22 protein-coding genes are annotated in these 26,426 nt (G+C 71.1%); 11 read left to right on the top strand and 11 right to left on the bottom strand.

Translation table 11 applies throughout. From position 1 onward, the window contains the following. Positions 1-36: 36 nt before the first annotated feature. The 3 genes from ACZ5NH_RS11665 to metH form a co-directional block, all read right to left on the bottom strand. Positions 37-1,641, bottom strand: a complete 1,605-nt coding sequence (locus tag ACZ5NH_RS11665) for an ABC transporter substrate-binding protein (RefSeq protein ID WP_468774512.1) — start codon at positions 1,639-1,641, stop codon at positions 37-39. A gap of 432 nt (positions 1,642-2,073) precedes the next feature. Then, entirely contained in the window at positions 2,074-2,775 is a 702-nt protein-coding gene (locus ACZ5NH_RS11660; RefSeq protein ID WP_468774510.1) for an HAD family hydrolase, read from the bottom strand. A gap of 213 nt (positions 2,776-2,988) precedes the next feature. Then, positions 2,989-6,504: a methionine synthase gene (metH, locus tag ACZ5NH_RS11655; protein WP_468774508.1), complete on the bottom strand. Its 3,516-nt coding sequence runs from the start codon at positions 6,502-6,504 to the stop codon at positions 2,989-2,991. Between the two features lie 275 nt (positions 6,505-6,779). Here metH and ACZ5NH_RS11650 point away from each other — a divergent pair, with 275 nt between their 5' ends. The 7 genes from ACZ5NH_RS11650 (at position 6,780) to ACZ5NH_RS11620 (ending at position 14,550) form a co-directional block, all read left to right on the top strand. Further along, positions 6,780-7,544: an IclR family transcriptional regulator gene (locus ACZ5NH_RS11650; protein ID WP_468774506.1), complete on the top strand. Its 765-nt coding sequence runs from the start codon at positions 6,780-6,782 to the stop codon at positions 7,542-7,544. A 356-nt stretch (positions 7,545-7,900) separates the two neighbouring features. Then, a complete protein-coding gene (locus tag ACZ5NH_RS11645) occupies positions 7,901-8,695 on the top strand; it encodes an MIP/aquaporin family protein (protein WP_388626402.1) in 795 nt (264 codons plus the stop codon). A 63-nt stretch (positions 8,696-8,758) separates the two neighbouring features. Continuing rightward, positions 8,759-10,297, top strand: coding sequence for a glycerol kinase GlpK (gene glpK, locus ACZ5NH_RS11640; protein WP_388626404.1), 1,539 nt, complete (start codon positions 8,759-8,761; stop codon positions 10,295-10,297). A gap of 48 nt (positions 10,298-10,345) precedes the next feature. Beyond that, on the top strand, positions 10,346-11,962 hold the full coding sequence (locus ACZ5NH_RS11635) for a glycerol-3-phosphate dehydrogenase/oxidase (RefSeq protein ID WP_451006979.1): 1,617 nt from the start codon (positions 10,346-10,348) through the stop codon (positions 11,960-11,962). 167 nt (positions 11,963-12,129) lie between these two features. Beyond that, positions 12,130-12,675 (top strand): SMI1/KNR4 family protein, encoded by a 546-nt coding sequence (locus ACZ5NH_RS11630; RefSeq protein ID WP_468774502.1) that lies wholly within the window; start codon positions 12,130-12,132, stop codon positions 12,673-12,675. Between the two features lie 45 nt (positions 12,676-12,720). After that, on the top strand, positions 12,721-13,392 hold the full coding sequence (locus ACZ5NH_RS11625) for a FadR/GntR family transcriptional regulator (protein ID WP_468774500.1): 672 nt from the start codon (positions 12,721-12,723) through the stop codon (positions 13,390-13,392). A 174-nt stretch (positions 13,393-13,566) separates the two neighbouring features. Continuing rightward, positions 13,567-14,550, top strand: coding sequence for a PAC2 family protein (locus tag ACZ5NH_RS11620; RefSeq protein ID WP_388626410.1), 984 nt, complete (start codon positions 13,567-13,569; stop codon positions 14,548-14,550). 65 nt (positions 14,551-14,615) lie between these two features. Here the strand turns inward: ACZ5NH_RS11620 and mshC are convergent, their stop codons facing one another. From mshC to ACZ5NH_RS11600, 4 genes are all read right to left on the bottom strand, one after another. Continuing rightward, positions 14,616-15,845, bottom strand: coding sequence for a cysteine--1-D-myo-inosityl 2-amino-2-deoxy-alpha-D-glucopyranoside ligase (mshC, locus tag ACZ5NH_RS11615; RefSeq protein WP_388626412.1), 1,230 nt, complete (start codon positions 15,843-15,845; stop codon positions 14,616-14,618). Between the two features lie 102 nt (positions 15,846-15,947). Further along, entirely contained in the window at positions 15,948-16,787 is an 840-nt protein-coding gene (locus ACZ5NH_RS11610; protein WP_468774497.1) for an SCO1664 family protein, read from the bottom strand. Then, complete coding sequence (locus tag ACZ5NH_RS11605) at positions 16,751-17,341, bottom strand: DUF3090 domain-containing protein (protein ID WP_388626415.1); 591 nt, start codon at positions 17,339-17,341, stop codon at positions 16,751-16,753. The genes ACZ5NH_RS11610 and ACZ5NH_RS11605 overlap by 37 nt, the downstream gene beginning before the upstream one ends. 97 nt (positions 17,342-17,438) lie before the next feature. Then, positions 17,439-18,125, bottom strand: coding sequence for a histidine phosphatase family protein (locus tag ACZ5NH_RS11600; RefSeq protein WP_451556904.1), 687 nt, complete (start codon positions 18,123-18,125; stop codon positions 17,439-17,441). 62 nt (positions 18,126-18,187) lie between these two features. Here ACZ5NH_RS11600 and corA point away from each other — a divergent pair, with 62 nt between their 5' ends. After that, positions 18,188-19,183 carry a magnesium/cobalt transporter CorA gene (gene corA, locus ACZ5NH_RS11595; protein ID WP_468774494.1) on the top strand — a complete coding sequence of 332 codons (996 nt, stop codon included), beginning with the start codon at positions 18,188-18,190 and terminating at the stop codon, positions 19,181-19,183. A gap of 12 nt (positions 19,184-19,195) precedes the next feature. Here the strand turns inward: corA and ACZ5NH_RS11590 are convergent, their stop codons facing one another. Together ACZ5NH_RS11590 and ACZ5NH_RS11585 are read right to left on the bottom strand one after the other, a co-directional pair. Then, positions 19,196-19,984, bottom strand: coding sequence for a ferritin-like domain-containing protein (locus tag ACZ5NH_RS11590; RefSeq protein WP_468774492.1), 789 nt, complete (start codon positions 19,982-19,984; stop codon positions 19,196-19,198). A gap of 165 nt (positions 19,985-20,149) precedes the next feature. Beyond that, positions 20,150-21,205 (bottom strand): LLM class F420-dependent oxidoreductase, encoded by a 1,056-nt coding sequence (locus ACZ5NH_RS11585; RefSeq protein ID WP_388626421.1) that lies wholly within the window; start codon positions 21,203-21,205, stop codon positions 20,150-20,152. A gap of 163 nt (positions 21,206-21,368) precedes the next feature. Here ACZ5NH_RS11585 and ACZ5NH_RS11580 point away from each other — a divergent pair, with 163 nt between their 5' ends. After that, positions 21,369-22,352, top strand: coding sequence for an aldo/keto reductase (locus tag ACZ5NH_RS11580; protein ID WP_388626423.1), 984 nt, complete (start codon positions 21,369-21,371; stop codon positions 22,350-22,352). Then, entirely contained in the window at positions 22,349-24,592 is a 2,244-nt protein-coding gene (locus ACZ5NH_RS11575) for a helix-hairpin-helix domain-containing protein (protein ID WP_468774489.1), read from the top strand. The genes ACZ5NH_RS11580 and ACZ5NH_RS11575 overlap by 4 nt, the downstream gene beginning before the upstream one ends. 98 nt (positions 24,593-24,690) lie before the next feature. Here ACZ5NH_RS11575 and ACZ5NH_RS11570 read toward each other — a convergent pair whose 3' ends face one another. Beyond that, positions 24,691-25,395 (bottom strand): hypothetical protein, encoded by a 705-nt coding sequence (locus ACZ5NH_RS11570; RefSeq protein ID WP_468774488.1) that lies wholly within the window; start codon positions 25,393-25,395, stop codon positions 24,691-24,693. Between the two features lie 47 nt (positions 25,396-25,442). Between ACZ5NH_RS11570 and ACZ5NH_RS11565 the strand changes: the two genes are divergently transcribed. Next, entirely contained in the window at positions 25,443-25,631 is a 189-nt protein-coding gene (locus tag ACZ5NH_RS11565; protein ID WP_014671721.1) for a DUF5703 family protein, read from the top strand. A 77-nt stretch (positions 25,632-25,708) separates the two neighbouring features. On the opposite strand, the gene ACZ5NH_RS11560 is transcribed toward ACZ5NH_RS11565, so the two are convergent. Then, on the bottom strand, positions 25,709-26,426 hold a 718-nt coding region (locus tag ACZ5NH_RS11560), incomplete at its 5' end, for a chaplin (protein WP_468774487.1).

Genomic DNA, 26,426 nt, shown 5'->3' with positions numbered 1-26,426 from the left:
GGGGCAGCCGTCCCTGGCCCCCGGACGAGAGAGCCGTCAGCCGCTCACACCACGGCCGAGCTCCCACAGCTGAAGCGTCGAGGAGGAGTTGAGGGCGTAGGCCACGCCCGTGATGTCGTCCCGTGCGGCGACGTACTGCTTGCCCTGCCACAGGGGCAGGACCGGGACGTCCTCGGCGACGATGTCCTGGATCTCCGTGAGGCTCTTGGCGGCGTTGAGCCGGTCGGCCTCGCGGCGGGACTCCGGGATCAGGGTGCGCTGGATGGTGCTGTTGGAGTACGGCGAGCCGAGGAAGTTGTCCTTGTCGAGGAAGGGCGCGAGGAAGTTGTCGGCGTCCGGGAAGTCGGGGAACCAGCCCATGCCGTAGACGTCGTACTGGCCCTTCTGCTCGGCGGGCCGGAAGGTGTCCCAGGAGTGGCCCTGGATGGACGCGTCGAACAGGCCGCTGTCGTTGAGCTGCTTCTGCAGGACCTCGAACTCCTTCTTCGTGGCGGAGCCGTAGTGGTCGGTGGTGTAGTGCAGGGTCAGCTTGACCGGCGCGGTGATGCCGGCCCCGGTCAGCAGGGCCTTGGCCTTGGGGACGCTGGGGTTGCCGTACTTGTTGAAGAACGAGTTGGAGTGGCCGGTGACGGTGGCCGGGACGAGCGAGTACAGCGGCTCGGCCTGGGTGCCGTAGACCTTGGAGAGGATTTCCGCGCGGTCGATGAGCTGGGCCATGGCCTGGCGCACGGCCTTGGACTTCACGCTGGGCGCGTTGGTGTTGAAGGCGAGGTAGCGGATTTCCAGGCCCGGCATGTCGACGAGGTCGACCTTGTTGGTGCCGCCGGCGTCCAGCTTCTGGATCTGGTCGGGCGACATGGTGCGGGTCATGACGTCGATGTCACCCTTGTCGATGGCGGCGCCCATGGCGTCGGCGTCGGTGAAGGAGCGCAGTTCGACCTTGTCGTTGTTGACCTTCACGGCCCCCTTGTAGTTGGGGTTCTTGGTGAAGGTCATGGCGGTCATCGCGTTGCCGCTGACGTCGCCCTGGAAGGTGTAGGGGCCCGACCCGTCGACCTCGAAGCCGCCGCGCAGCTTGTCCTTCTGGTAGTCCTTCGGGTTGATGATGCCCGCGACCGGGGTGGACAGCTTGTACGGGAAGGTGGCGTCGGCGGTCTTGAGGTGGAAGATCACCTCGCGGTCGCCCTGGGTCTCGACGGTGTCGATGGTGTTCAGCAGGGAGGACACGCCACTGCTGGACTTGAGGCGCAGGGCGCGCTCGATGGAGTACTTGACGTCCTGGGCGGTCACCGGGTCGCCGCTCGCGAACTTCAGGCCGTCGCGGAGCTTGCAGGCGTAGCGCTCGCTGCCGCTGTCGGTGAAGGAGCAGCTCTCGGCGGCGTCCGGGACGGGGTCGCCCTCGCCCTTCGGCTGGGCCATCAGGGTCTGCACGGTCTGGCGCAGGATGTTCCAGGTGCCTACGTCGTAGGCGTAGGCGGGGTCGAGGGGCGCCGGGGCATCGCTGGTGGTCGTGAACCGGTCCGTGGTACCGACGACGATGGCGTCACCGCTCTTGCTCCCGCTGCCGGATCCGCCACACGCGGCGAGAACCGGGGTGAGCAGGCCGGCCACCGCCGGCAGCACCAAAGTCTTGCGGTTCATGCGGGAGTTTCTCCAGAGCTGTTCGGGTCCGTGTATCCGGCATGCAGGGTGGTGCGGCGGATCACGGGGGGTTGCGGCGATGTTCTCGCGATGAGATTAGTCCGCGCCCGCAGGAGGGTTCACGGCCCCGTGAGTTGACCCCCCATCACGCAGTGGAACCAGGTGCGGACACACCGAAAACCCGACAGCGGCAGGATTAGTGCAGCATCCCATCAATCGGGACACAAAGACCCGTCCTTCCGGCCCGAACAGAGCCGTTCAGCACACTTGACGCGGGTTGTCGAGGGTGGCCGGGGTGGGGAACGTCACACTTTCAACTGTGCCGGGAGTCAGTGGAATTCGGCCGGACGACCGACCGTGAATTCCACTCGGGTGTACTTCCCCGGAAATTTGTCCAACCGGGCCAATGGACTTTTCACGCTGGGTGAACGGCTAGGGCATTTGCGTCATCAGGCCGCGCAGAAATGCCAGGTCGACCTCTTCCAGGGAGGTCACCACGGTGCGTCCGGCGGCCGGGCTGATGGGGGCGACGGAGGGTACGGCGACGACGCGGCAGCCCGCTGCCTCGGCGGCGGCGACACCGGTGGCGGTGTCCTCGACCACCGCGCATCTGTCCGGCCGGGCGTCGAGCCCCGCCGCGGCGAGCAGATAGGGGTCGGGGAAGGGCTTGGTGCGCGAGACCTCGTCACCGGCGATGGACAGGGCGAAGTGGTGCGCGCCGAGGATGCTCAGCACACGGTCGATGATGCGCCGGTGGGAGGCGGAGACCAGGGCGGTGGGGATGGCGTGCTCGTGGAGTTCGGCGAGCAGGCGGGCGGCGCCCGGCATGAGCGGCAGGGCCCGGTCGATGCGGTCCTCGAAGCCCTCGTTGAGCAGCACGGTGAGTTCGGCGAGGGTGATGTCGGCGCCGGTGGCCTCGATGAGGAAGCCGGCGCTGCGGGTCATGGGTCCGCCGACCACGACGTGCCGCCAGGACTGGTCCAGGGTGTGACCGAGGGCGGCGAAGACCTCGACCTCGACGTCCCACCAGAAACCCTCGGTGTCCACCAGGGTGCCGTCCATGTCGAGGAGCACCGCCTGCAGGGCGGAGCCTTCGGCCGTAAGGGTTCCGAGCGCGGGGACCGTGCTGGTCATCCTGGCGCACCTCCTTGAGGGACGATCAGGCCGGTTCCCGGACAGGGAACCGGCCTGGTGGACCGACCAGTGTACGTCTCCGGTGCGCAAAACGCCTCGTTTATCACTCGCGCCCGGGGGTATGCCGAAAATCACCCTTACGCAGGCCGGAGGGCCGTTGGTGTGTGCCGTGGAGCCGCCGGCGCTGCGGCTCGGGCCGAACCCCCGGAGGGCTCAGCGGGCGTTGAAGTACTTCGCCTCCGGATGGTGGATCACGATGGCGTCCGTGGACTGCTCGGGGTGCAGCTGGAACTCCTCGGACAGGTGGACGCCGATCCGCTCCGGCCGGAGCAGGTCCGCGATCTTGGCGCGGTCCTCCAGCTCGGGGCAGGCGCCGTAGCCGAGGGAGAAGCGGGCGCCCCGGTACTTCAGGGCGAACATGTCCTCCATGTCGGCCGGGTCCTCGCCGCCGAAGCCGAGTTCGGCGCGGACGCGTGCGTGCCAGTACTCGGCGAGCGCCTCCGCCAACTGGACGGAGAGGCCGTGCAGTTCGAGGTAGTCCCGGTAGGCGTTGGCCTCGAAGAGCTTCGCGGTCTCCTCGCCGATGCGCGAGCCGACGGTGACGACCTGGAGGCCGACGACATCGGTCTCGCCGGACTCCTCCGGGCGGAAGAAGTCGGCCAGGCACAGGCGCCGGCCGCGGCGCTGGCGCGGGAAGGTGAACCGGGTGCGCTCGTTGCCCCGCTCGTCCAGGATGATCAGGTCGTCGTCCTTGGACACGCAGTGGAAGTAGCCGTAGACGACGGCGGCTTCCAGCAGGTTCTCCGTCTGGAGCCGCTCCAGCAGTCCGCGCAGCCGGGGGCGGCCCTCGCTCTCCACGAGTTCCTCGTACGACGGTCCCTCGCCGGTGCGGGCCTGCTTCAGGCCCCACTGGCCCTTGAACAGCGCGCCCTCGTCGAGCCAGCTCGCGTACTCCTTGAGCTGGATGCCCTTGACGATGCGGGTGTCCCAGAACGGCGGGGTCGGCACGGGGTTGTCGGTGGCGACGTCGGAGCGGACGTGCCCTTCCTCGGGGCGTTCGGCGACCTCGACGGCGGCGGTGGCCCGCACCCTGCGCCGGCGCAGCTCGGGCAGCTTGGCGCCCGGCACGCCGCGCTTGACCCCGATGAGGGCGTCCATCAGGCGCAGGCCCTCGAAGGCGTCGCGGGCGTAGCGGACCTCGCCCTCGTAGATCTCGTGCAGGTCCTGCTCCACATAGGCGCGGGTGAGGGCGGCACCGCCGAGGATGACCGGGAACCGGGCGGCGAGGCCGCGCTGGTTCAGCTCCTCCAGGTTCTCCTTCATGATCACCGTGGACTTCACCAGCAGCCCGGACATGCCGATGACGTCGGCCCGGTGCTCCTCGGCGGCCTCCAGGATCGCGGAGACCGGCTGCTTGATGCCCAGGTTGACGACGTTGTAGCCGTTGTTGGACAGGATGATGTCGACCAGGTTCTTGCCGATGTCGTGGACGTCGCCGCGCACGGTGGCCAGCACGATGGTGCCCTTGCCCTCGGCGTCGGACTTCTCCATGTGCGGTTCGAGGTAGGCGACGGCGGCCTTCATGACCTCGGCGGACTGCAGCACGAACGGCAGCTGCATCTGCCCGGAGCCGAACAGGTCGCCGACCACCTTCATGCCGTCCAGCAGGGTCTCGTTGACGATGTCGAGCGCCGGGCGGTCCTGCAGGGCCTCGTCGAGGTCGGCTTCCAGGCCGTTGCGTTCGCCGTCGATGATGCGCCGCTTGAGGCGCTCCTCCAGCGGCAGCGCGGCCAGCTCCTCGGCCTTGCCGGCCCTCAGGGACTTGGCGGTGGCGCCCTCGAAGAGCTGCATCAGCTTCTGCAGGGGGTCGTAGCCCTCGCGGCGGCGGTCGTAGATCAGGTCCAGGGCCGTGGTGACCTGCTCCTCGTCGAAGCGGGCGATCGGCAGGATCTTGGAGGCGTGCACGATCGCCGAGTCCAGGCCCGCCTTCACGCACTCGTCGAGGAAGACGGAGTTCAGCAGGATGCGGGCGGCCGGGTTCAGGCCGAAGGAGATGTTCGACAGGCCGAGCGTGGTCTGGACGGCCGGGTGGCGCCGCTTCAGCTCGCGGATCGCCTCGATGGTGGCGAGGCCGTCCTTGCGGGACTCCTCCTGACCGGTGCAGATGGTGAAGGTCAGGGTGTCGATGAGGATGTCCTCCTCACGGATGCCCCAGTTCCCGGTCAGGTCGTCGATCAGCCGTTCGGCGATCTCGACCTTCTTCTCGGGTGTGCGGGCCTGCCCCTCCTCGTCGATCGTGAGCGCGATCAGTGCGGCGCCGTGCTCCTGGGCGAGCTTGGTGACCTTGGCGAACCGGGAGTCGGGGCCGTCGCCGTCCTCGTAGTTCACCGAGTTGATCACAGCGCGGCCGCCGAGCTTCTCCAGGCCCGCCTGGATGACGTCGACCTCGGTGGAGTCCAGCACGATCGGCAGGGTGGAGGCGGTGGCGAAGCGGCCGGCGAGTTCCTGCATGTCGGCGACGCCGTCGCGGCCGACGTAGTCCACGCACAGGTCGAGCAGGTGCGCGCCCTCGCGGATCTGCTCCCGGGCCATCTCCACACAGTCGTCCCAGCGGCCCGCCAGCATGGCCTCGCGGAACTTCTTGGAGCCGTTGGCGTTGGTGCGCTCGCCGATGGCCAGGTAGGAGGTGTCCTGGCGGAAGGGGACCGTCTGGTAGAGGGAGGCGGCGCCGGGCTCGGGGCGCGGGTCGCGGGCGGGCGGGGTGCGGCCCTGGACGCGCTCGACGACCTGGCGCAGGTGCTCGGGGGTCGTGCCGCAGCAGCCGCCGACGAGGGAGAGGCCGTACTCGCGGACGAAGGTCTCCTGGGCGTCGGCCAGCTCGGGCGCGGTCAGCGGGTAGTGGGCGCCGTCCTTGCCGAGGACGGGCAGGCCCGCGTTGGGCATGCAGGACAGCGGGATGCGGGCGTTGCGGGCGAGGTAGCGCAGGTGCTCGCTCATCTCGGCCGGGCCGGTGGCGCAGTTCAGGCCGATCATGTCGATACCGAGCGGCTCCAGCGCGGTGAGCGCGGCGCCGATCTCGGAGCCGAGGAGCATGGTGCCGGTGGTCTCGACGGTCACGGAGACGATCACCGGCAGGTCCAGGCCGAGGGCTTCCAGGCCGCGCCGGGCACCCAGGACGGCGGCCTTGGTCTGCAGCAGGTCCTGGGTGGTCTCCACGAGCAGCGCGTCGGCGCCGCCGGTGACCAGGCCCTCGGCGTTGCGCTGGTAGGCGTCGCGCAGGGTGGTGTACGGGGCGTGGCCGAGGGTGGGCAGTTTGGTGCCGGGGCCCATGGAGCCGAGGACCCAGCGGGTACGGCCGTCCTTGGCGGTGAACTCGTCGGCGACCTCACGGGCCACGCGGGCGCCGGCCTCGGACAGCTCGTGGACGCGCTCGGAGATGTCGTACTCGCCGAGGGCGGAGTGGTTGGCCCCGAAGGTGTTGGTCTCGACGCAGTCGACGCCCACGGCGAAGTACGCCTCGTGGACGGAGCGGACGATGTCGGGGCGGGTGAGGTTGAGGATCTCGTTGCAGCCTTCGAGCTGCTGGAAGTCCTCGAGGGTGGGGTCCTGGGCCTGGAGCATGGTGCCCATGGCTCCGTCGGCGACCACCACACGGGTGGCGAGTGCCTCTCGGAGCGCGGACACGCGGGTCCGGCTGTCGGCGGAAGGGGACGGTGGCAACGAGGCCATGAAGGGGCTCCCTAGGTGCGACGGCTGTCGGCTTTGCGGTGTCCCGGACAGGCGGGGAGGCCGCACGGCGCCAGAGTAGCCGGGAGTCGGCTTGGATGGGCACCGGCGTCCACGAGGCGGACGCCGGTGGGCCGTGCACCACGGGCAGGTCACGTGTGATGTAACAAGTGCCGACCGACCGTTAGCGGGAGGTCGTCATGGACCGGTAGTGTTCGACATTGCCGAACGGTGTTGAATGCCGTGCGGTAGTCGAAGGGGACGGAGGCAGGACGGCGATGGCACGGAACATCCAGTCGCTCGAACGGGCGGCCGCGATGCTGCGCTTGCTCGCGGGTGGCGAGCGGCGGCTCGGTCTGTCGGACATCGCCTCGTCTCTGGGCCTCGCCAAGGGCACCGCCCACGGAATTCTGCGCACCCTCCAGCAGGAGGGCTTCGTGGAGCAGGACGACGCCTCCGGGCGCTATCAGCTGGGCGCGGAGCTGCTGCGCCTGGGGACCACCTACCTGGACGTGCACGAACTGCGCGCCAGGGCCCTGGTGTGGACCGACGACCTGGCCCGTTCCAGCGGGGAGAGCGTGTACCTGGGCGTCCTGCACCAGCAGGGCGTGCTGATCGTGCACCACGTCTTCCGGCCGGACGACAGCCGGCAGGTGCTGGAGATCGGCGCCATGCAGCCGCTGCACTCCACCGCGCTGGGCAAGGTGCTGTCGGCCTACGACCCGGTGGCGCACAGCGAGGCGCTGGAGGCGGACCGGAAGCCTTTCACCGACTGCACGGTGTGCGACATCGAGGACTTCGAGCACCTTCTCGACATCACACGCGCGCGTGGCTACGCGGCCGACGTCGAGGAGACCTGGGAGGGCGTGGCGTCGATCGCCGCGCCCATCCACGACCGGCGCCGCATGCCCGTGGGCGCGGTCGGCATCACCGGGGCCGTGGAACGGCTGCGCCGGGACGGGGATCTGCGTCCCGAGCTGATCGCGGCGGTGCGCGACTGCGCCCGCGCGGTGTCGAGGGACCTGGGCGCGGGACGGTTCTGACCGCTGCCCCGAGGGGATGCCTGGGTTCCTCCCAGGGAGGACCGGAACGCCGGGCGGCGTTCCGGTCCTCGCCATACCCTGAAACCGACATATCAGGCTAATGCCCATGTCAGCATGCGAAGAGTGACAACCCGCAGCGATCAATAACGATCCTGTTTTCGATAACAGAACCCTTGACGCATGCGTAACGCCGAAGCAAGACTCCCGTCCATCGGTCGGCATTGTCGAACACCTACCGGCAATACGCGCTAGAGTGTGACAACGCCAAGGGCCGGCATCGCTCTCACCCCCGAGGGCGCCAGAACCCCGGCGGGACCCGGGGTTCGGCCCCTGGACGAAGGACAAAGGAGTCGCGGGTGTCCAGCTCCGACATCTTCATCGGCGAGACCATCGGTACCGCCATACTCATCCTGCTCGGCGGCGGCGTCTGCGCTGCCGTCACGCTGAAGGCCTCCAAGGCCCGTAACGCCGGTTGGCTCGCCATCACCTTCGGGTGGGGCTTCGCCGTCCTGACGGCTGTGTACATCTCCGGACCGCTCTCCGGTGCGCACCTCAACCCGGCCGTCACCGTCGCCCTTGCCATCAAGAACAGCGACTGGAGCAACGTTCCGGTCTACTTCGCCGGCCAGCTGCTCGGCGCGATGATCGGCGCGACCCTGGTGTGGATCGCCTACTACGGCCAGTTCCACGCTCACCTGACCGACAAGGAGATCGTCGGCGGTCCGGGCGCGCAGGCCACCGCGGCAAAGGCGGTCGAGGCCCAGGAGAAGGGCGCCGGTCCGGTCCTCGGCATCTTCTCCACCGGCCCCGAGATCCGGAACGCGGCGCAGAACCTCGCCACCGAGATCATCGGCACGGTCGTGCTGATCCTCGCGGTCCTCACGCAGGGCCTGAACGACAAGGGCAACGGCCTCGGCGTCCTCGGCGGTCTGGTCACCGCGTTCGTGGTGGTGTCGATCGGTCTCTCCCTCGGCGGACCGACGGGCTACGCCATCAACCCGGCCCGTGACCTGGGCCCGCGCATCGTGCACGCCCTGCTGCCGCTGCCCAACAAGGGCGGTTCCGACTGGGCGTACGCCTGGATTCCCGTGGTCGGTCCGCTGATCGGCGGCGCGATCGCCGCAGGCATATACAACGTCGCCTTCGCCTAGAAATCACTTCGAAGCACGCGCCGTACGCACCGCCCTATCACCACGGATCCTTTGGAGCACACAGTGACCGACGCCCACACCGCAGGCCCGTTCATCGCCGCGATCGACCAGGGCACCACCTCCAGCCGCTGCATCGTCTTCGACCGGGACGGCCGGATCGTCTCCGTCGACCAGAAGGAGCACGAGCAGATCTTCCCGAAGCCGGGCTGGGTCGAGCACAACGCCAACGAGATCTGGACCAACGTCCAGGAAGTCGTCGCCGGCGCCATCGCCAAGGCGGGCATCACGCGTGACGACATCAAGGCCATCGGCATCACCAACCAGCGCGAGACCACCGTGCTGTGGGACAAGAACACCGGAGAGCCCGTCCACAACGCCCTCGTCTGGCAGGACACCCGCACCGACGCCCTGTGCAAGGAGCTGGGCCGCAACGTCGGCCAGGACCGCTTCCGCCGCGAGACCGGCCTGCCGCTGGCCTCGTACTTCTCCGGTCCCAAGGCCCGCTGGCTGCTCGACAACGTCGACGGACTGAAGGAGCGCGCCGAGGCGGGCGACATCCTCTTCGGCACCATGGACACCTGGGTCATCTGGAACCTGACCGGTGGTGTCAACGGCGGCAAGCACGTCACCGACGTCACCAACGCCTCCCGCACCATGCTGATGAACCTGCACACCACGGAGTGGGACGAGAAGATCGCCGAGTCCATCGGCGTGCCGCTGCAGATCCTGCCCGAGATCCGCTCCTCCGCCGAGGTCTACGGCGAGGTCACCGGCGGCAAGCTCGGCGAGCTGCTCGGCGGCATCCCGGTGGCCTCCGCGCTCGGCGACCAGCAGGCGGCCCTGTTCGGCCAGACCTGTTTCTCCGAGGGCGAGACCAAGTCGACCTACGGCACCGGCACCTTCATGGTGATGAACACCGGTGACAAGATCATCAACTCCTACGCCGGTCTGCTGACCACGGTCGGCTACAAGATCGGCGACCAGCCGACGGTCTACGCCCTGGAGGGCTCGATCGCCGTCACCGGCTCGCTGGTGCAGTGGATGCGCGACCAGATGGGCCTGATCTCCACCGCCGCCGAGATCGAGACGCTCGCGCTCTCGGTCGAGGACAACGGCGGCGCCTACTTCGTGCCGGCGTTCTCCGGTCTGTTCGCCCCGCACTGGCGCTCCGACGCCCGCGGTGTGATCGCCGGCCTGACCCGGTACGTCACCAAGGCGCACCTCGCCCGCGCCGTCCTGGAGGCCACCGCCTGGCAGACCCGGGAGATCGCCGACGCCATGGTCAAGGACTCCGGCGACGAGCTGGTGGCCCTGAAGGTCGACGGCGGCATGACCTCCAACAACCTGCTGATGCAGACCCTCGCCGACGTTCTGGACGCACCGGTGGTGCGCCCGATGGTCGCCGAGACCACCTGCCTCGGCGCCGCCTACGCCGCCGGCCTGGCCGTCGGATTCTGGTCCAGCACCGACGAACTGCGCGCCAACTGGCGCCGGGCCGCCGAGTGGACCCCCCAGATGGACGCGGACACCCGCGACCGTGAGTACAAGAACTGGCTCAAGGCCGTCGACCGGACCATGGGCTGGATCGAGGACGAGAGCTGAGCCGCCCGACACAGCTCAGACATCTCTGACGAGGAGTAAGTACCCGACATGACCAGTCAGTCCACCCTGAGTTCCGTGCCTGCCCTGGGGACGCACCCGGCCTCCGGCTCCAACCCGAGCCGGGCCGAGACCAGGGAGCAACTCTCCAAGGCGTCGTACGACCTTCTGGTGATCGGCGGCGGCATCCTGGGCATCTCGACCGCCTGGCACGCCGCGCAGTCCGGCCTGAGGGTGGCTCTGGTCGACGCCGGCGACTTCGCCGGTGCCACCTCCTCCGCCTCCTCCAAGCTGCTCCACGGCGGTCTGCGCTACCTGCAGACCGGCGCGGTGAAGCTGGTGGCGGAGAACCACTTCGAGCGCCGTGCGGTCTCCCGCCAGGTGGCCCCCCACCTGGCGAACCCGCTCACCTTCTACCTCCCCGTGTACAAGGGCGGGCCGCACGGCGCGGCGAAGCTCGGCGCGGGCGTCTTCGCCTACTCCGCGCTGTCCGCGTTCGGTGACGGCGTCGGCCATCTGCTCTCCCCCGCCAAGGCGGCGCAGGACGTGCCCGAGCTGCGCACCGAGAACCTCAAGGCCGTGGCCGTGTACGGCGACGACCAGATGAACGACGCGCGCATGGCGCTGATGACGGTCCGCGCGGCCGTCGAGTCGGGCGCGGTCGTCCTCAACCACGCCGAGGTCACCGGCCTGCGCTTCACCAACGGCCGGGTCACCGGTGCCGACCTCAAGGACCGGCTGTCCGGCGAGGAGTTCGGCGTCAACGCCCGCCTGGTGCTCAACGCGACCGGCCCCTGGGTCGATCACCTGCGCAGGATGGAGGACCCGAACGCGGCGCCGTCGATCCGTCTGTCGAAGGGCGCGCATCTGGTCCTGAAGCGGACCTCGCCGTGGAAGGCCGCGCTCGCGACTCCCATCGACAAGTACCGCATCACCTTCGCCCTCCCGTGGGAGGACATGCTGCTGCTCGGCACCACCGACGAGGAGTACGAGGGCGACCCGGCGGACGTGTCCGTCAATGACAAGGACATAGCGCAGATCCTGGACGAGGCCGCGTTCTCCGTGCGCGACCAGCAGCTGCAGCGCGACCTGATCACCTACGCCTTCGCCGGTCTGCGGGTGCTGCCGGGCGGCCCCGGCGACACCGCCAAGGCCAAGCGCGAGACCGTGGTGACCGAGGGCAAGGGCGGCATGCTGTCCGTCGCGGGCGGCAAGTGGACCACCTTCCGGCACATCGGCCGTACGGTGATGCAGAAGCTGGAGGCGCTGCCGGGTCACCCGCTCGGCGACGACTTCGAGCCGATCTCCTCGCTGCCGAAGAAGCTGCCGCTGCCCGGCGTCGCCAACCCGCGCGCGGTCGCCCACCGGCTGCTCGTGGACCGGCCGGCTCCGGGTCCGCGGATGGCCGCCGACACCGCCAGGCACCTGGCCACCCACTACGGCTCCCTGGCCTTCGACATCGCCCGCCTGGCGAACGAGAACCCGGAGCTGGCCGAGCGCGTCCACCCCGACGCGCCGGAGATCTGGGCGCAGGTGGTCTGGGCCCGTGACCACGAGTGGGCCGAGACCGCGGACGACGTCCTGCGCCGCCGTACGACGCTGACGATCCGGGGCCTGGCCACGGACGAGGTCCGCGCGGGGGTGCAGGACCTGCTCGACAAGAAGTAGGCCCCGGTGGGGGCCGGTCCGCTCCCCTGACCGGGACCGGCCGCCACCGCAGCGCCGGACCGCCGCACCGGGTCCGGACGACCGAGAGGGGCGGCCCCACGCCGATGGGGCCGCCCCTTTCGGCTGCCCCGGGGGTGTTGTCAGTGCCGGGTGCTTCCATGGGGGGCATGAACAACGATCAAGCGGATCCCGGCGAACTCGCGGCGCTGCGGGAGGCCTTCGCGGTGGACGACGGCGGCGAGTCCGCTCTGGGCTGGGCGGCGGTGCGCGCGTTCGAGACGGAGCACGGGGTGGTGCTGCCGGAGCCGTACCGGACGTTCGTGGCGGAGGTGACGGACGGGTCGTACCAGGGGCCGCCGGAGTACGGGTTGGTGGGACTGGTCGAGGGCGGCGCGAAGCAGAAGCTGGCCGAGCCGTTCCCGCTCTCCGGCGCATGGCTGTGGGAGGAGGACGAGGGGCCTTACGAGGATCCGGACGCAGTGATCGAGCAGGTCGGCCGCGACGGCTCGCTCATGCTCGGCACCGATGGCTGCGGCATGGACTGGCATCTGATCGTCACCGGTCCCCACCGGGGCCAGATATGGCAGATCACCGGTGAGGGCGCGTTTCCCTTCGGGGCCGAGTTCGGGTGCACCACCGCCGAGTGCGGTTTCGCCGGCTGGGTGCGGCACTGGGCGGCGGGCAGGGAGTGGTTCGACGCGCCGCCCGCATAATGGCCGCTGAGACATCCGATGTCTGGGCGACCAGGGAGGCCGGTCATGGCAGTCACCGATGAGGCGATCGAGAAGATCAAGGGCATGATCGTCTCCGGTGCGCTGCGGCCCGGGGACCGGTTGCCCAAGGAGAGCGAGCTGGCCGCCGAGTTGGGGCTGTCGCGGAACTCGCTGCGGGAGGCCGTGCGGGCGCTGTCGCTGATCCGGATCCTGGACGTGCGGCAGGGCGACGGCACGTACGTCACCAGCCTCGATCCGCAACTGCTGCTGGAGGCGCTGAGCTTCGTCGTGGACTTCCACCGCGACGACACCGTCCTGGAGTTCCTCGCGGTGCGCCGGATCCTGGAGCCGGCCGCGACCGCGATGGCGGCCTTCCGGATCGGCGAACGGCAACTGGACGCGCTGTCCGCCCAGTTGGACGCCCTCGGTGACCAACCCTCGGTGGAGGAACTGGTCGCCGCAGACCTGGAGTTCCATCGCGGCATCGTGCGCGGCGCGGGCAACTCGGTGCTGTGCTCGCTGTTGGACGGTCTGTCGGGGCCGACCACGCGGGCCCGGATCTGGCGGGGCCTGACCCAGGAGGACGCGGTCGGCCGCACCCTGCGCGAGCACCGGGCGATCCTGGCCGCGCTGCGCGACCGGGACGCGGAGGCGGCCCGCTCCTGGGCGACCGTGCACATCGCGAGCGTGGAACAGTGGCTGCGCAGCACCCTGTGAGAGGGGGCAAGCGCCCGTGCGGATCCGCTCGGGCTCCGGTTGACGGCGGGTGTTCGACGGTGGCGAACGGGGCAGTGATCCGGTCACTGGCCCACGCAAAGGGGCTGCGGGCGCCCCCGCCGGACGCCGTAAGGTTGGTGAGTCAAGCGAGGGCACGTCGGAAGGAGGCACTGGGTGATCGAGCTGGAGGGGGTTCCCGAGCTGATCGACCCAGTCATGGTGGCCGCGTTCGAGGGCTGGAACGATGCCGGCGACGCCGCCTCCACGGCGGTCGCGCATCTGGAACGCGAGTGGAAGGGCGAGGTCTTCGCGGCGCTCGACGCCGAGGACTACTACGACTTCCAGGTGAACCGGCCCACGGTGTTCATGGACGCCGGTGTGCGCAAGATCACCTGGCCGACGACGAGGTTGTCGGTGGTGCGGGTCGGCGGCGAGAAGCCGCGCGACCTGGTGCTGGTCCGCGGCATCGAGCCGTCCATGCGCTGGCGCTCGTTCTGCAACGAGCTGCTCGGCTTCGCGCACGAGCTGGGCGTGGAACTGGTGGTCATCCTGGGCGCCCTGCTCGGTGACACCCCGCACACGCGTCCCGTGCCGGTCAGCGGGGTGACGTCCGACCCGGACCTGGCCCAGCGGATGGACCTGGAGGAGACCAAGTACGAGGGCCCTACGGGCATCGTCGGCGTCCTGCAGGAGGCGTGCACGCACGCCGGCGTCCCGGCGGTGTCGCTGTGGGCGGCCGTACCGCACTACGTCTCCCAGCCGCCCAACCCGAAGGCCACGCTGGCGCTGCTCAACCGGCTGGAGGACCTGCTGGACCTGCGCATCCCGCAGGGCGAGCTGCCGGAGGACGCGCGTGCCTGGCAGGTGGGCGTGGACCAGCTGGCCGCAGAGGACAGCGAGGTCGCCGAGTACGTCCAGACGCTGGAGGAGGCCCGGGACACCGCCGAACTGCCGGAGGCTTCGGGTGAGGCGATCGCCCGCGAGTTCGAGCGGTATCTGCGGCGCCGGGACGTCAGCCCGCCGGGCGGCCACGCGACGGCCGACGGCGGGGACGGTGGCGCCTTCCGCAGGGACAACCCCGGCGGAAGGAACCGGCCGCCGAAACCGCCCAGGCCGGATGCGGCCGAGGGTGACGACGAGGACAGCTCTGAGGAGTGAGACACCGGAAGGGGCGGTTCCCAAGGAGGGAACCGCCCCTTCCGCATCCATCGGAGGTGCCGGAACTAGAGCGCTACCCCCAGCAGCGCGTCCACCGCACGCGTGACCACGCCGGGCGCGCCCGTGTCAGTGCCCCCCTGCTCCTCCTGCCGGGCCGCCCAGCGGTCCACCGCCGCGAGGGCGGCGGGGGCGTCCAGGTCGTTGGACAGGGCCTCGCGGATCTCCTCGACCAGCGCGTCCGCCGGCGGGCCGTCGGGGCGGGAGACGGCCGCTCGCCAGCGGCCGAGGCGGGCCACCGCGTCCTGCAGGACCTGGTCGGTCCACTCCCAGTCGGCGCGGTAGTGGTGGGCGAGCAGCGAGAGGCGGATGGCGGCCGGATCGACGCCGTCCCGGCGGAGCTGGGAGACGAAGACCAGGTTGCCCTTGGACTTGGACATCTTCTCGCCGTGCAGGGCGACCATGCCGGCGTGGACGTAGGCCTTGGCCATGGGGAACTCGCCGGTGAGCACCTGGGCGTGCGAGGCGCCCATCTCGTGGTGCGGGAACGCGAGGTCGGAGCCGCCGCCCTGGACGTCGAAGCCCATGCCGAGGTGGTCGAGGGCGATCGCGACGCACTCGATGTGCCAGCCGGGCCGGCCCCGGCCGAGGGAGCCGCCGTCCCAGCTGGGCTCGCCCTCGCGGGCCGCCATCCACAGCATCGGGTCCAGCGGGTTCTTCTTGCCCGGGCGGTCCGGGTCGCCGCCGCGCTCGGCGGACAGCAGCCGCATGGCGGCCGCGTCGAGGTTCGAGACCTTGCCGAAGTTCGGGTCGGACTCGACGGAGAAGTAGATGTCGCCCTCCAGCTCGTAGGCCGCGCCGAGTTCCCGCAGCCGCTCCACGAGCGGGACGATGCCGGGTATCGCCTCCACGGCGCCTATGTAGTGCCGGGGCGGGAGCATCCGGAGGGCGGTCATGTCCTCGCGGAAGAGGACGGTCTCCTTCTCGGCGAGGGCAACCCAGTCGACGCCGTCCCGCTCCGCGCGCTCCAGCAGCGGATCGTCGACGTCGGTGACGTTCTGGACGTAGTGGACCTGCCGCTTGGTGTCGAGCCACACGCGCTGCACGAGGTCGAACGCGTTGTAGGTCGCCGCGTGACCCATGTGGGTCGCGTCGTACGGGGTGATGCCGCAGACGTAGATACGGGCGACGGGACCGGGGTCGAGGGTGACGAGGCCGCCGGTCGCGGTGTCGTGGATCCTCAGGTCGCGGCCCTGACCAGGCAGGGCGGGGACCTCGGAAGCGGGCCAGGCATGCATGTACATGAGCCTAACCGGCTGCCCGCCGCGTATACGAACGGGATCGCGGCCGATGGCCGGTTTCGCGGTCTTGTACATCGGCGCCCGATGTGCTGATCGCGCTCACACCGGCGGCCAGGGGATGGCGGGCCACTCGCCGTTCGGCTCCGGATGCACTCCCGCGGTGAGCAGCGCCTCGACACGCGCGCGTGTGGCGTCGATCTCGGCCGCGGTGATCAGTGCGGTCAGCCGCTCGCCCAGCGGCCCGCCGAGGGCCTCCCGCAGTCCCTGCAGGGCCTCGACGGCCTCGGCGGTCAGCGGCTCCCCGGCCCAGCCCCACAGCAGCGTGCGCAGCTTGTTCTCGACGTTGAAGGTGACGCCGTGGTCGATGCCGAAGAGCCGGCCGTCGGTGGTGGGCAGCAGATGGCCGCCCTTGCGGTCGGCGTTGTTGATCACCGCGTCGAGGACGGCGAGCCGGCGCAGCCGCTCGTCGTCGGCGTGCACGAGGAGCGCGGTGCGGCCCTCGCCGACCTCGGCCAGGCCGATCGCCTTCCAGCCCGGCTCCGGTTCCTCGGCGTCGACCAGGGCGAGCAGCTCCGCCTCGGCCTGGACGTCGATCCACAGCTGGCACATGCCCTCGCCGTACGGCCCGTCGCGCAGCACGGTCGGCGGGACGAGCCTCCAGCCGATGGCCTCGGAGACCTCGTAGGCGGCCACCTCGCGGCCGGCCAGGGTGCCGTCGGGGAAGTCCCACAGCGGGCGTTCCCCGGCCACCGGCTTGTAGATGCAGGAGGCTTCCCGGCCGTCCAGGGCGATGGTGCAGAAGAGTGCGGCGTTGGACGCCTCGCGGATCCGGCCGCGCACGGTCAGCTCACCGCGCGCGAGCAGCTCGGCGGCGGCCGAGTCGGCTGCGGCGTCGGTGGGCGTCACGCTCCGCGGCGGTATCCGTTCTGGCGCGGACATACGTGTCCTTCCGGATCGAGCGGGAGGCTGCACAGCGGACACGGCGGCCGCCCGGCGTTGACGACGTCGAGGGCGCGCTTGGCGAAGGCCCGGGCCTGCGCACCGGTCAGCCGGACCCGCAGCATCGGGGGCCCGTTCTCCTCGTCCTGGAGCAGGCGCTCCTCGGCCTCGGCGAGGTCCTCCTCGGTGTCGGCCTCCAGCTCCACCAGGGCCTGCGCCTCGACGATCATGCGCTGTTCCTCGCCGTCCCAGGCCAGCGCCATGGTGCCGACGCGGAACTCCTCCTCGATGGGGGTCTCCAGCGGCGCGGTGTCGGCGATCTCGGTGGGCGCCATGGCGGGGACGGCGGCGCTGCCGCCGCTGCGCCGTACGACCTCGTCGAGCAGTTCGTCCATGCGCTCGGCGAGGGCGGCCACCTGGGTCTTCTCCAGAGCCACGCTGGTCACCCGGGAGCCTGCGGTGGCCTGGAGGAAGAACGTACGGCGTCCGGGCAGTCCGACCGTGCCGGCCACGAAGCGGTCCGGCGGGTCGTAGAGGAACACCTGACGGGACACGTCCTGTCTCCATTGAGAGTGAGTTCGAGAGTTTCGGCGGTGCGGGCCGCCCACGGATGCGCGACTGTGGATCGCTTCACCCTACTGCGGCCGACGATCACGGTGCGCCCGCACCACCTCCGACCGGTGCGTCGCCCTCACCAGGTTCCTCGCGCGGGACGAGCGAAGCGAAATCCCCGGTGTCGCCGAGGCGAACGAGGAACGGCCGCAGCCGGGTGTAGCGGATCGCGGTGACGGAGCACGGTTCCACGGAGATCCGCTGGAACAGGTCGAGGTGGAGTCCGAGGGCGTCGGCGACCAGGGATTTGATGATGTCACCGTGGGAGCACATGAGGTAGACGGCGTCGGCGCCGTGCTCGCGCTCCACGCGCGCGTTCCACTCGCGTACGGCCTCGGCGGCGCGGGTCTGCATGGCGCGCATGGACTCGCCGCCGGGGAAGGCGGCGGCCGACGGATGGGCCTGGACGACCTCCATCAGCGGCTCGTCCTTGAGCTCGGCGAGCTTGCGGCCGGACCAGTCGCCGTAGTGGCACTCCCCGATCCGCTCGTCGGTGTGGGCGCGCAGGCCGGGGCGGGCCTCCAGCAGCGGCCGTACGGTCTCCTGGCAGCGCTGCAGGGGGCTGGTGACGACCTCGGAGATCGGCAGTGCGGCGAGCCTTCCGGGCAGCGCGGCGGCCTGGGCGGCGCCGCGCTCGTCCAGGGCGACGCCTGGCGTCCAGCCGGCGAGCACACCGGAGGTGTTGGCGGTGGAGCGTCCGTGCCTGACGAGGATCAGCGTGGGCATGCGGCCCAGGGTAGGCGTATCAGCACATGCACCGGGGACCGGGCGAAGGGAGAATGCGCTCCGTGATCGTCGACTGCGCCATCTACCGGCACGGGCACCGCACCGAGGGTCCGGAGGACCTGTCCGACGCGCTCTCGGAGGCGCGGGCCGAGGGCGGGTTCGTGTGGATCGGCCTGTATGAGCCGTCCGAGCGGGAGTTCGACCTGGTCACCCAGGAGTTCGGGCTGCATCCGCTGGCGGTGGAGGACGCGCTCAACGCGCATCAGCGGCCCAAGCTGGAGGTGTACGAGGACTCGCTGTTCATGGTGCTGAAACCGGTCGTGTACGAGGCGGAGAGCGACACCGTCTCGGCGGGCGAGATCATGGTCTTCGTCGGCGACGGTTTCGTGGTCACCGTCCGTCATGGTGAGGGCTCGCCGCTGGCCGCCGTACGGCGCCGGCTGGAGGAGGAGCCGGAGATGCTCGACAAGGGCCCGACCGCCGTGCTGTACGCGATCTCCGACGCGGTCGTCGACCACTATGTGGAGGTGGCGACGGAGCTGGGGACCGATCTGGAGGAGCTGGAGGCGGAGGTGTTCCTGCCGGACGGCGGCGGCTCGCGGGGCACCGCGTCCCGGATCTACGGCTTCAAGCGGCAGATCCTGGAGTTCCGCCGGGCCACCGGCCCGCTGGCGCTCCCGCTGACCCGGCTGGCCGGCACCGGACCGATGGGCGCGTCGGTGCCGTTCGTGCACGACAAGGCGCGCCCGTTCTTCCGGGACGTCGGCGACCACCTCACGCGTGTGAACGAGTCCGTGGAGGCCCTGGACCGGCTGGTGTCGGACGTCCTGTCGGCGCATCTGGCGCAGATGAGCGTGCGGCAGAACGACGACATGCGGAAGATCTCCGCGTGGGCGGCGATGGCCGCGGTCCCCACGATGATCGCGGGGATCTACGGCATGAACTTCGACCACATGCCGGAGCTGCACTGGTTGTGGTCGTATCCGGCGGTGATCCTGGCGATGGCGGCTCTGGAGGTGCTGCTGTACCGCCTGTTCAAGCATCGCGGCTGGCTGTAGGACCGGTGCGGCTCAGGCGAACTCGGGGGCTGGGGTGGCGGGGCCGCCGAGGGGGTCGCGGCGCTCGGGCATGCGGAGGGTGACCATGCGCCGCCAGCCGGCGAGGCGCTCGTAGGCGTACACCGCGTGGATGCCGGCCGCGAGGAGGGCGTACCTGGCCCTGGACCAGCCCAGGATGCGGCCCATGCGGGCCATCACGGCGAGGCTGACGTCCCGGTGGACGCGGATCTCGGCGAGGGCGCACTCGCGCAGGGTGCGCTGGATCAGCCGGCCGTGTCCGGCGGCGGCGAGCCGCAGCAGTTCCTCATGGGTGTAGGCGAGGTGGTCGTCCTCGTCGTCGGAGATCATGCGTAGGGCCCTGCCAACCTCGGGATGGCCGGCGAAGTGTCCGAGGAGCAGCGCCATCTGCTCGGCGGCACGCTGTTCGGTGACGCGGCTGTGGGAGAGGTAGACGACGATGTCCCGCTCGGTGAGCGGTTCGTCCCGCCTGAGCTTGTCGTGGGCGAGGCCGATGCCGTGCCGCTCCAGCAGCATCGTGTAGTCGGTCTCGGGCGGTACGGCGACGGGGGTGAGCCCGCGCTTCTTCATCAGGGCGGTGAAGATGCGTCCGTGCTTGTCCTCGTCGGCGCCGTGCCGGGCGATCTTCGGGGCGAGGGCGCGTTCGCCGGGCGGGACCAGCGCGGCGATGCGCCCGTTCTCCCAGCCGCCCTGGGACTCTCCGCTGGCGGCGATGGAGCAGAAGAGCCGGAAGGCCTCGTCGTTGTCGAGGATCTCCTTGAACAGACTCTTGGCCGAAAGCATGAATAGAGTCAAATGCGGACGGGGTGGGGCATGCAACAGCTGTGCGCGTCCGCTCGGCCAAAAGAATGAGTTCCCGGTCGTAACCGCGCGGCGCCTGGCGCGTTGTTCCCTGTGACGGCCGTGGCGGGGAAGACTCCCGAGCCCCCACCACGGCCGCTGAAGCTCCTAGGCCAGCCCGGCGCGCTCCAGGGCCTCGCTGCCGGCCCGCAGGGAGGCGAGCCGCTCGTCCAGGGTGAATCCGGCCGGCGACAGGCTGAGCGTGGTGACGCCGGCGGCGGCGTAGGCCTTCATCCGGTCCGCGATGCGGTCGACGGAACCGAGCAGAGTCGTCTTGTCGATGAGGTCCTGCGGGACCGCGGCGGCGGCCCCCTGCTTGTCCCCCGCCAGGTACTTCTGCTGGATCTCGGCGGCTTCCTTCGCGTATCCCATGCGCTGGGCGAGCTGGTTGTAGAAGTTCTGCTTGGCGCTGCCCATGCCGCCGACGTACAGCGCGGTGTACGGCCGGAAGGTGTCGGCGAGCCGGGCCACGTCCTTGTCGTCACCGACGGCGATCGGCAGGGTCGGGCAGACGTCGAAGCCGTCGAGGGTGCTGCCCGCCTTCTCGCGGCCGGCGCGCAGGTACTTGAGGGTGGTCTCCTCGAGGTGTTCTGCGGCGGGGAAGATCAGCAAGGCGCCGTCGGCGATCTCGCCGGTCTGCTCCAGGTTCTTCGGGCCGATCGCGGCGATGTACAGCGGGATGTGCTCGCGCTGCGGGTGCACGGTCAGCTTGATCGGCTTGCCCGGGCCGCCGGGCAGCGGCAGCGTCCAGTGCTCGCCCTCGTAGGTCAGCCGCTCCCGGGTCATGGCCTTGCGTACGATCTCCACGTACTCGCGGGTGCGGGCGAGCGGCTTGTCGAACTTGACCCCGTACCAGCCCTCGGAGACCTGCGGGCCGGACACGCCGAGGCCGAGCCGGAAGCGGCCGCCGGACAGCGAGTCGAGCGTCGCGGCCGTCATCGCGGTCATCGCGGGCTGACGGGCCGGGATCTGGAAGATGGCCGAGCCGACGTCGATGCGCTCGGTCTGTGCGGCGACCCAGCTGAGCACCGTGGCCGCGTCGGAGCCGTAGGCCTCGGCGGCCCAGCACACGGAGAAGCCCAGCCGGTCGGCCTCCTGGGCCACGGCCAGATTGTCCCCGTCCATTCCGGCACCCCAGTAGCCGAGGTTGATCCCGAGCTGCATGGCCGATTCCCCTTACCCATGAGTAACGTCCTTGTCGAGGCGACCCTAGCGCGGGGACGGAGGCCGGGGCAGGCACAGGGCACCTGAAAGCACCGTGCCACGGCCCGACGCGGTTATCCACAGGCCACCCACCGCACCGGTCCTGGCCAGTAATCTCGGCCGCATGGAGCAGAGGCATCTCGGCCGTACCGGCCTGCGCGTGTCCCGGATCGGGCTCGGCACCCTCACCTGGGGCCGGGACACGGACGAGCACGACGCCGCGGACATGCTGAAGGCGTTCTGGGAGGCCGGCGGAACCCTCGTCGACACCGCCGACGTGTACGGCAACGGCGAGGCGGAGTATCTGCTCGGGCAGCTGATGGACGGCCTGGTGCCGCGCCGCGACCTGGTGATCTCCACCAAGGCGGGCAGCGTCCCCGACCCCGACCGCCGCTTCGACGGCTCCCGCGGCCATCTGCTCGCCGCCCTCGACGCCTCGCTCGCCCGCCTGGGCACCGACCACGTCGACGTGTGGCACGTCCACGCCTTCGACCCCGGGACCCCGCTGGAGGAGACTCTCCAGGCCCTGGACATAGCGGTCAGCAGCGGCCGCGCCCGGTACGCGGGCGTCTCCAACTTCTGCGGCTGGCAGCTCGCCAAGGCCGCCACCTGGCAGCTCGCGGCGCCGGGCATCCGCACGCGACTGGCCAGCACGCAGATGGAGTACTCGCTGCTGCAGCGGGGCGTGGAGCGTGAGGTGCTGCCCGCCGCGCTGGATCTCGGCGTCGGCCTGCTGCCTTCCTCCCCGCTCGGCCGGGGCGTACTGACCGGGAAGTACCGGCACACCACCCCGCCGGACTCGCGCGGCGCCTCCGAGCATCTGGCGCCGTTCGTCGAGCCGTACCTGGACGACACGGCGACCCGCATCGTGGACGCGATCACGACGGCCGCCGACGGACTCGCCGTCACCCCGCTCCAGGTGGCCCTCGCCTGGGTCCGGGACCGGCCCGGCGTGGCCGCGCCGATCGTCGGTGCGCGCAACGCGCAGCAGCTCACGGCGGCATTGTCAGTGGAGGCCCTTAGTCTTCCTGACGAGATCTGCCGGGCGCTGGACGATGTGTCGGCGCCCGTGCACCGCTATCCCGATCACGACTGGAGCACGCTGTGAGCACGGAGCCGGAGACCACGGAGGAAGCCGGGCCGGGGACGCCGGACACGCCCGAGGGCCAGAGCAGCACGGGCGCAGGCGAGAGCGCGGGGGGCAACACGGGGACCGAGGAGACCGGCGCCGGCCGGGCCGACGGCGGTGACGGCGCGGGCAGCCCGAGCGGTGCCGGCGGTGACGGCGCCGAAGCAGCGGCGGGCGCGGGTGGCACCGAGGGCGAAGGCTCAGGCTCCGGCCGGTTGTCCGAGGCCGAGGCCGAGTTGACTGCGCAGCGGGTCGAGCGGGAGCGGATCGAGCGGCGCAAGGCCGAGAGGAAGGGCCCGATCGAGAGCGGCACCAAGCTCAGCGGCAAGGCTGCCGACCTGCTCGCGGCGGTGCGGGCGGTGGAGAACGGCGAGAAGCCGGTGGACACGGTGTTCGCCGAGCCCGCGCCGGCGCCGCGCCGCCCGGCTCCGGAGCCCGTACGCCGGCCGCAGCCCGCACCCGCCGCCGTCGCGCCCGGTGCCCCGGCACCGGAGACGGTGGAGGGTGTGCGCCGGGTGCTGGCGGAGGGCGGCGCGCCCGAGGCCCTGGCTCCCCAGGTGGCCGCGGCCCTCGGCGAGGGCGCCGACGCGACGCTGCGCGAGGACCCCTGGCAGCTGCTGCGGATCAGCGGGGTACGGCCCGACCAGGCCGACGGCTTCGCCAGGGCCCTGCTCGGCGCCGCCTGCGGCCCGGGCGACGAGCGGCGGACTCGCGCGATCACCGTCTGGCTGCTGGAGCAGGCGGCCCTGGCCGGGCACACCGCGCTGGAACTGCCCACGCTCACCGCGGCGCTGGACAAGCAGGGCGTCCCGGACCCGGACGCGGCGGTGCAGAGCACCCTCGCGGAGGGCGAGGCCCTGGCGTTCCAGGACGCTCTGGAGGAACCGGGAGCCGCCCCGCCTCAGGCGGAGGAGGAGGGCGAGGACGAGGAGGAGCGGCCGGTCCGGGTCCTCGTCGGCCTGGAGCGGTACGCACTGGCCGAGGAGAGCCTCGCCGACGGCCTGGCCCGGCTGGTCAACTCGCTGCCCAAGGAGACCGAGCAGGCCTGGCAGGCGGCGGTCGACGCCGTCTCCGGCGGCGCGGCCGAGCTGGTCCGCGCGGTCGCCGGACACGGCCTGGTGCTGCACACCGGCGGGGAGGCGGCCCGCGCCGAACCGGCCGCGCTGCTCGGTGCCGCCCGCACCGCGGGCCTGCGGGCCTTCGCCGTCTGCCACACGCCCGACGGACGCCACCGCCTCGCCGCCCTGCTGGGCGCGGACCCGGCGGAGCACGGCGTGGGCACGGTCGCCGGTCTGCTGTCAGGCGCCGAGGGACCGGGCCGGGACGCGGACGGCGCGCTGGAACTCGATCTGCTGATCGTGCTGGACGCGCCGCAGCTCGACGTGGAGAGCGCCGCGATGCTGGTGGAGTCGCTGCCCGACGGGGCCCGGCTGGTGCTCAGCGGCGACCCGGCTCTGCTGTGGTCGGCCGGACCGGGGCGGGTCTTCGCCGACCTGCTCGCCGCCCGCGTCTGCCCGCAGCTCGCCTCCCGCATCCCGGACCAGGGCCCGATCGGCGAGCTGGTCTCCGGCATCGGCATCGGCGAGCTGAACCAGGTCGCCGCTCCGGGCAAGGAGATCGTCATCGTCCCGGTGCGGGACGCGGGCGAGGCCGTGCACCGGACCGTGCAGCTGGTCGCCGACTCGGTGCCGCGTGCGCTCGGTGTCCCGGCCGACCAGACCGTGGTGATCACCCCGGGGCACGGCGGCGCCGCGGGGACCCGCGCCCTCAACTCCGCGCTGAAGGAGCGCCTCAACCCCGGCCCGGGCCGCTTCGGCGGCTTCGACCCCGGCGACCGGATCGCCTACTCCCCCGCCCCGGGCCGTGCGGTGCCGGGCGTGGTGGTGAAGGCCGACACGGACGGGCTGCACCTGTCGTGCGCGGGTGCCCCGGTGGTCGTACCGCGCGAGCGGGTGGAGGGCGCCCTGCGGCACGGCTGGGCGCTCACCGCGCACCAGGCGGCGGGCACGCGCTGGCCGGCGGCGGTCGTCGTGCTGCCCGGCGACGCCGCGCAGGCGCTCAGCAGACCCTGGGTGTACACGGCCTTCGGCCGCGCCGAGCGGCATCTGTCCGTGGTCCATGGCGTGGAACAGGCCCTGCCGAAGGCGGTGGCGGAGACACCGGCCAAGCCCCGCACGACCCGCCTGCAGTCGCTGCTGCGCACGCAGGTACCCGCATAGGTCGTCCGGATCTCCTTCCGCCGTGACGGCGGTCGGTCACAGCGGCGGAACCCGGCGGTGCCGTGCCGGCCTCAGGCCCACGGCACCGCCGGACACCCTCATCCCCGGGCGCCCTGGACCTGGTCCTCGACCTCGCCCTCGTCCGCTTCCTCGACGAACTCGAGATCTTCGTCCTCGTCCGCTTCCTCGTCGCCCTCGTCGTCGAACACCGCGCTCACATCGAACCGGCACACCACTCCTTGCGGATCGATGTGCTCGAACGGCGCCTCCAGCCACTCCCCCGCCTCGGGGGCCTCGTCCGCCGCGGTGACCCAGAGTGTGGAGTCGCCCTCCTCCAGGCCGAACTCCTTGTGCCGGGAGGCGATCTCGTCCGGTTCGAACTCGCCGAACAGGATGCCCAGCGCGCCCGGAACCGTACCGGCGGCGTCCTCGGCCAGGCCGCCCGCGGCCTCGTACTCCGCCGCCTCGACCCGCTGGGCCTGCGCCAGCAGGCGCTGGGGTTCCGCCACGGCGTAGTCGCGGCGGATCAGCACGCTGATCGCGTTCGGTTCCTCGGGGCCCGCGTACGGCGGCAGCTCCTCGGCACCGGGGATCTCGAAGGGCGTGACCTCGTCGTAGCGGTCGTAGAGCAGCTCGTCGTACGCCTCGGCGGCCGCGGCCAGCTCGTTGAACGCCTCCAGGACGGCCGGATCGTCCTCACCCGACCTGCGTTCGACCGCGGCCAGATGACGGTCGAGCGCGGTCTTGATCGCCTCGGCGGCGGCGCGTACCTCGGCAGCGGTGGGCTGCGCAGCATCAGACATAGTGCAGACGCTATCCGTACCGGGCCCCAGCCCGCACAATAGATGCGATGCCGGAATACGAATTTGTCGACGTGTACGTGCCTCGCGGGGTGTCCCGCAAGGAGGCCACTCGTCTGCTGACGGACCATGCCGAGTACGGACACTGGGAGTTGGACCGACTGAGCCTGCTGCGCGACGGCAGCCGCAGGGTGCGGTTGCGCCGGCGGATCATCCGCCAGGTGCGTGCCACATGGTGAGGTCGGTCACCTGACGGAGCGGGCCCCGCCGGTCTGGCAGGACCCGCTCCGGTTCCGGCCCGGCGTACCCGGGCCGGCTACGCGCTCGCCCGCGCCTTGCGGTAGAGCACCGCGCCCGCGAGCAGCGCACCTGCGCCGACCGGCAGCGCGAGGCCCAGCGGCAGGTCGCTTCCCGTGTGCGCGAGCTGGGCGTTGCCCAGGGGCTGGGCCGAGCGGCCGCCCGACTGCTTGACCTGGCTGGACCCGTGGGGCCCCTGGGGCGTGTGACCGCCCCGGCCGGGCGGGGTCGTCGGATTCCCCGGGTGGCTCGGCTTACCGGGGTGGCCGGGATGACCCGGGTGACCAGGGTGTCCGGGATGACCAGGGTGTCCGGGGTGTCCGGGGTGGCCCGGCTGACCCGGCGGGTTGCTGCGGCCGCCGCCCGGCGGCTGACCGTGGTGCTCGCCGCCTCCGTTGGCGCAGTCGTTGCCCATGGTGGCGTTGCCGGCCCCGATGACGTTCACGCTGTTGCCGCAGACGTTCACCGGGGCGTCGATCGGCACCTGCACGGTGTTGCCGGAGCCGACGCCGGGCGAGCCGCCGGTGTGGCCGCCCGCGTGCGAGCCGCCGGAGCCCGCCGAAGTGCCGCCGTGGTTGGCGCATGCATTGCCCACGGCCGGGTTGAGCAGCCCGACGACGTTCACGCTGTTGCCGCAGACATTCACCGGGGCGTCGATCGGCACCTGCACGGTGTTGCCGGAGCCGACGCCGGGCGAGCCGCCGGTGTGGCCGCCCGCGTGCGAGCCGCCGGAGCCC

It is taken from the genome of Streptomyces sp. NPDC031426 (assembly GCF_055581585.1).
The sequence above is the reverse complement of the archived record's forward strand: the minus strand, read 5'-3'. Positions and strand labels throughout refer to the sequence as shown.

Excerpts from the sequence above, each read along its gene's own strand:
- ACZ5NH_RS11590 (WP_468774492.1), bottom strand. The coding sequence starts at position 19,984 with ATGCTTTCGGCCAAGAGTCTGTTCAAGGAGATCCTCGACAACGACGAG.
- mshC (WP_388626412.1), bottom strand. The coding sequence starts at position 15,845 with ATGCATGCCTGGCCCGCTTCCGAGGTCCCCGCCCTGCCTGGTCAGGGC.
- ACZ5NH_RS11565 (WP_014671721.1), top strand. The coding sequence starts at position 25,443 with ATGCCGGAATACGAATTTGTCGACGTGTACGTGCCTCGCGGGGTGTCC.
- ACZ5NH_RS11650 (WP_468774506.1), top strand. The coding sequence starts at position 6,780 with ATGGCACGGAACATCCAGTCGCTCGAACGGGCGGCCGCGATGCTGCGC.
- ACZ5NH_RS11570 (WP_468774488.1), bottom strand. The coding sequence starts at position 25,395 with ATGTCTGATGCTGCGCAGCCCACCGCTGCCGAGGTACGCGCCGCCGCC.
- ACZ5NH_RS11600 (WP_451556904.1), bottom strand. The coding sequence starts at position 18,125 with ATGCCCACGCTGATCCTCGTCAGGCACGGACGCTCCACCGCCAACACC.
- ACZ5NH_RS11585 (WP_388626421.1), bottom strand. The coding sequence starts at position 21,205 with ATGCAGCTCGGGATCAACCTCGGCTACTGGGGTGCCGGAATGGACGGG.
- ACZ5NH_RS11625 (WP_468774500.1), top strand. The coding sequence starts at position 12,721 with ATGGCAGTCACCGATGAGGCGATCGAGAAGATCAAGGGCATGATCGTC.
- ACZ5NH_RS11630 (WP_468774502.1), top strand. The coding sequence starts at position 12,130 with ATGAACAACGATCAAGCGGATCCCGGCGAACTCGCGGCGCTGCGGGAG.
- ACZ5NH_RS11665 (WP_468774512.1), bottom strand. The coding sequence starts at position 1,641 with ATGAACCGCAAGACTTTGGTGCTGCCGGCGGTGGCCGGCCTGCTCACC.
- ACZ5NH_RS11610 (WP_468774497.1), bottom strand. The coding sequence starts at position 16,787 with ATGTCCGCGCCAGAACGGATACCGCCGCGGAGCGTGACGCCCACCGAC.
- ACZ5NH_RS11635 (WP_451006979.1), top strand. The coding sequence starts at position 10,346 with ATGACCAGTCAGTCCACCCTGAGTTCCGTGCCTGCCCTGGGGACGCAC.
- metH (WP_468774508.1), bottom strand. The coding sequence starts at position 6,504 with ATGGCCTCGTTGCCACCGTCCCCTTCCGCCGACAGCCGGACCCGCGTG.
- ACZ5NH_RS11580 (WP_388626423.1), top strand. The coding sequence starts at position 21,369 with ATGGAGCAGAGGCATCTCGGCCGTACCGGCCTGCGCGTGTCCCGGATC.
- ACZ5NH_RS11660 (WP_468774510.1), bottom strand. The coding sequence starts at position 2,775 with ATGACCAGCACGGTCCCCGCGCTCGGAACCCTTACGGCCGAAGGCTCC.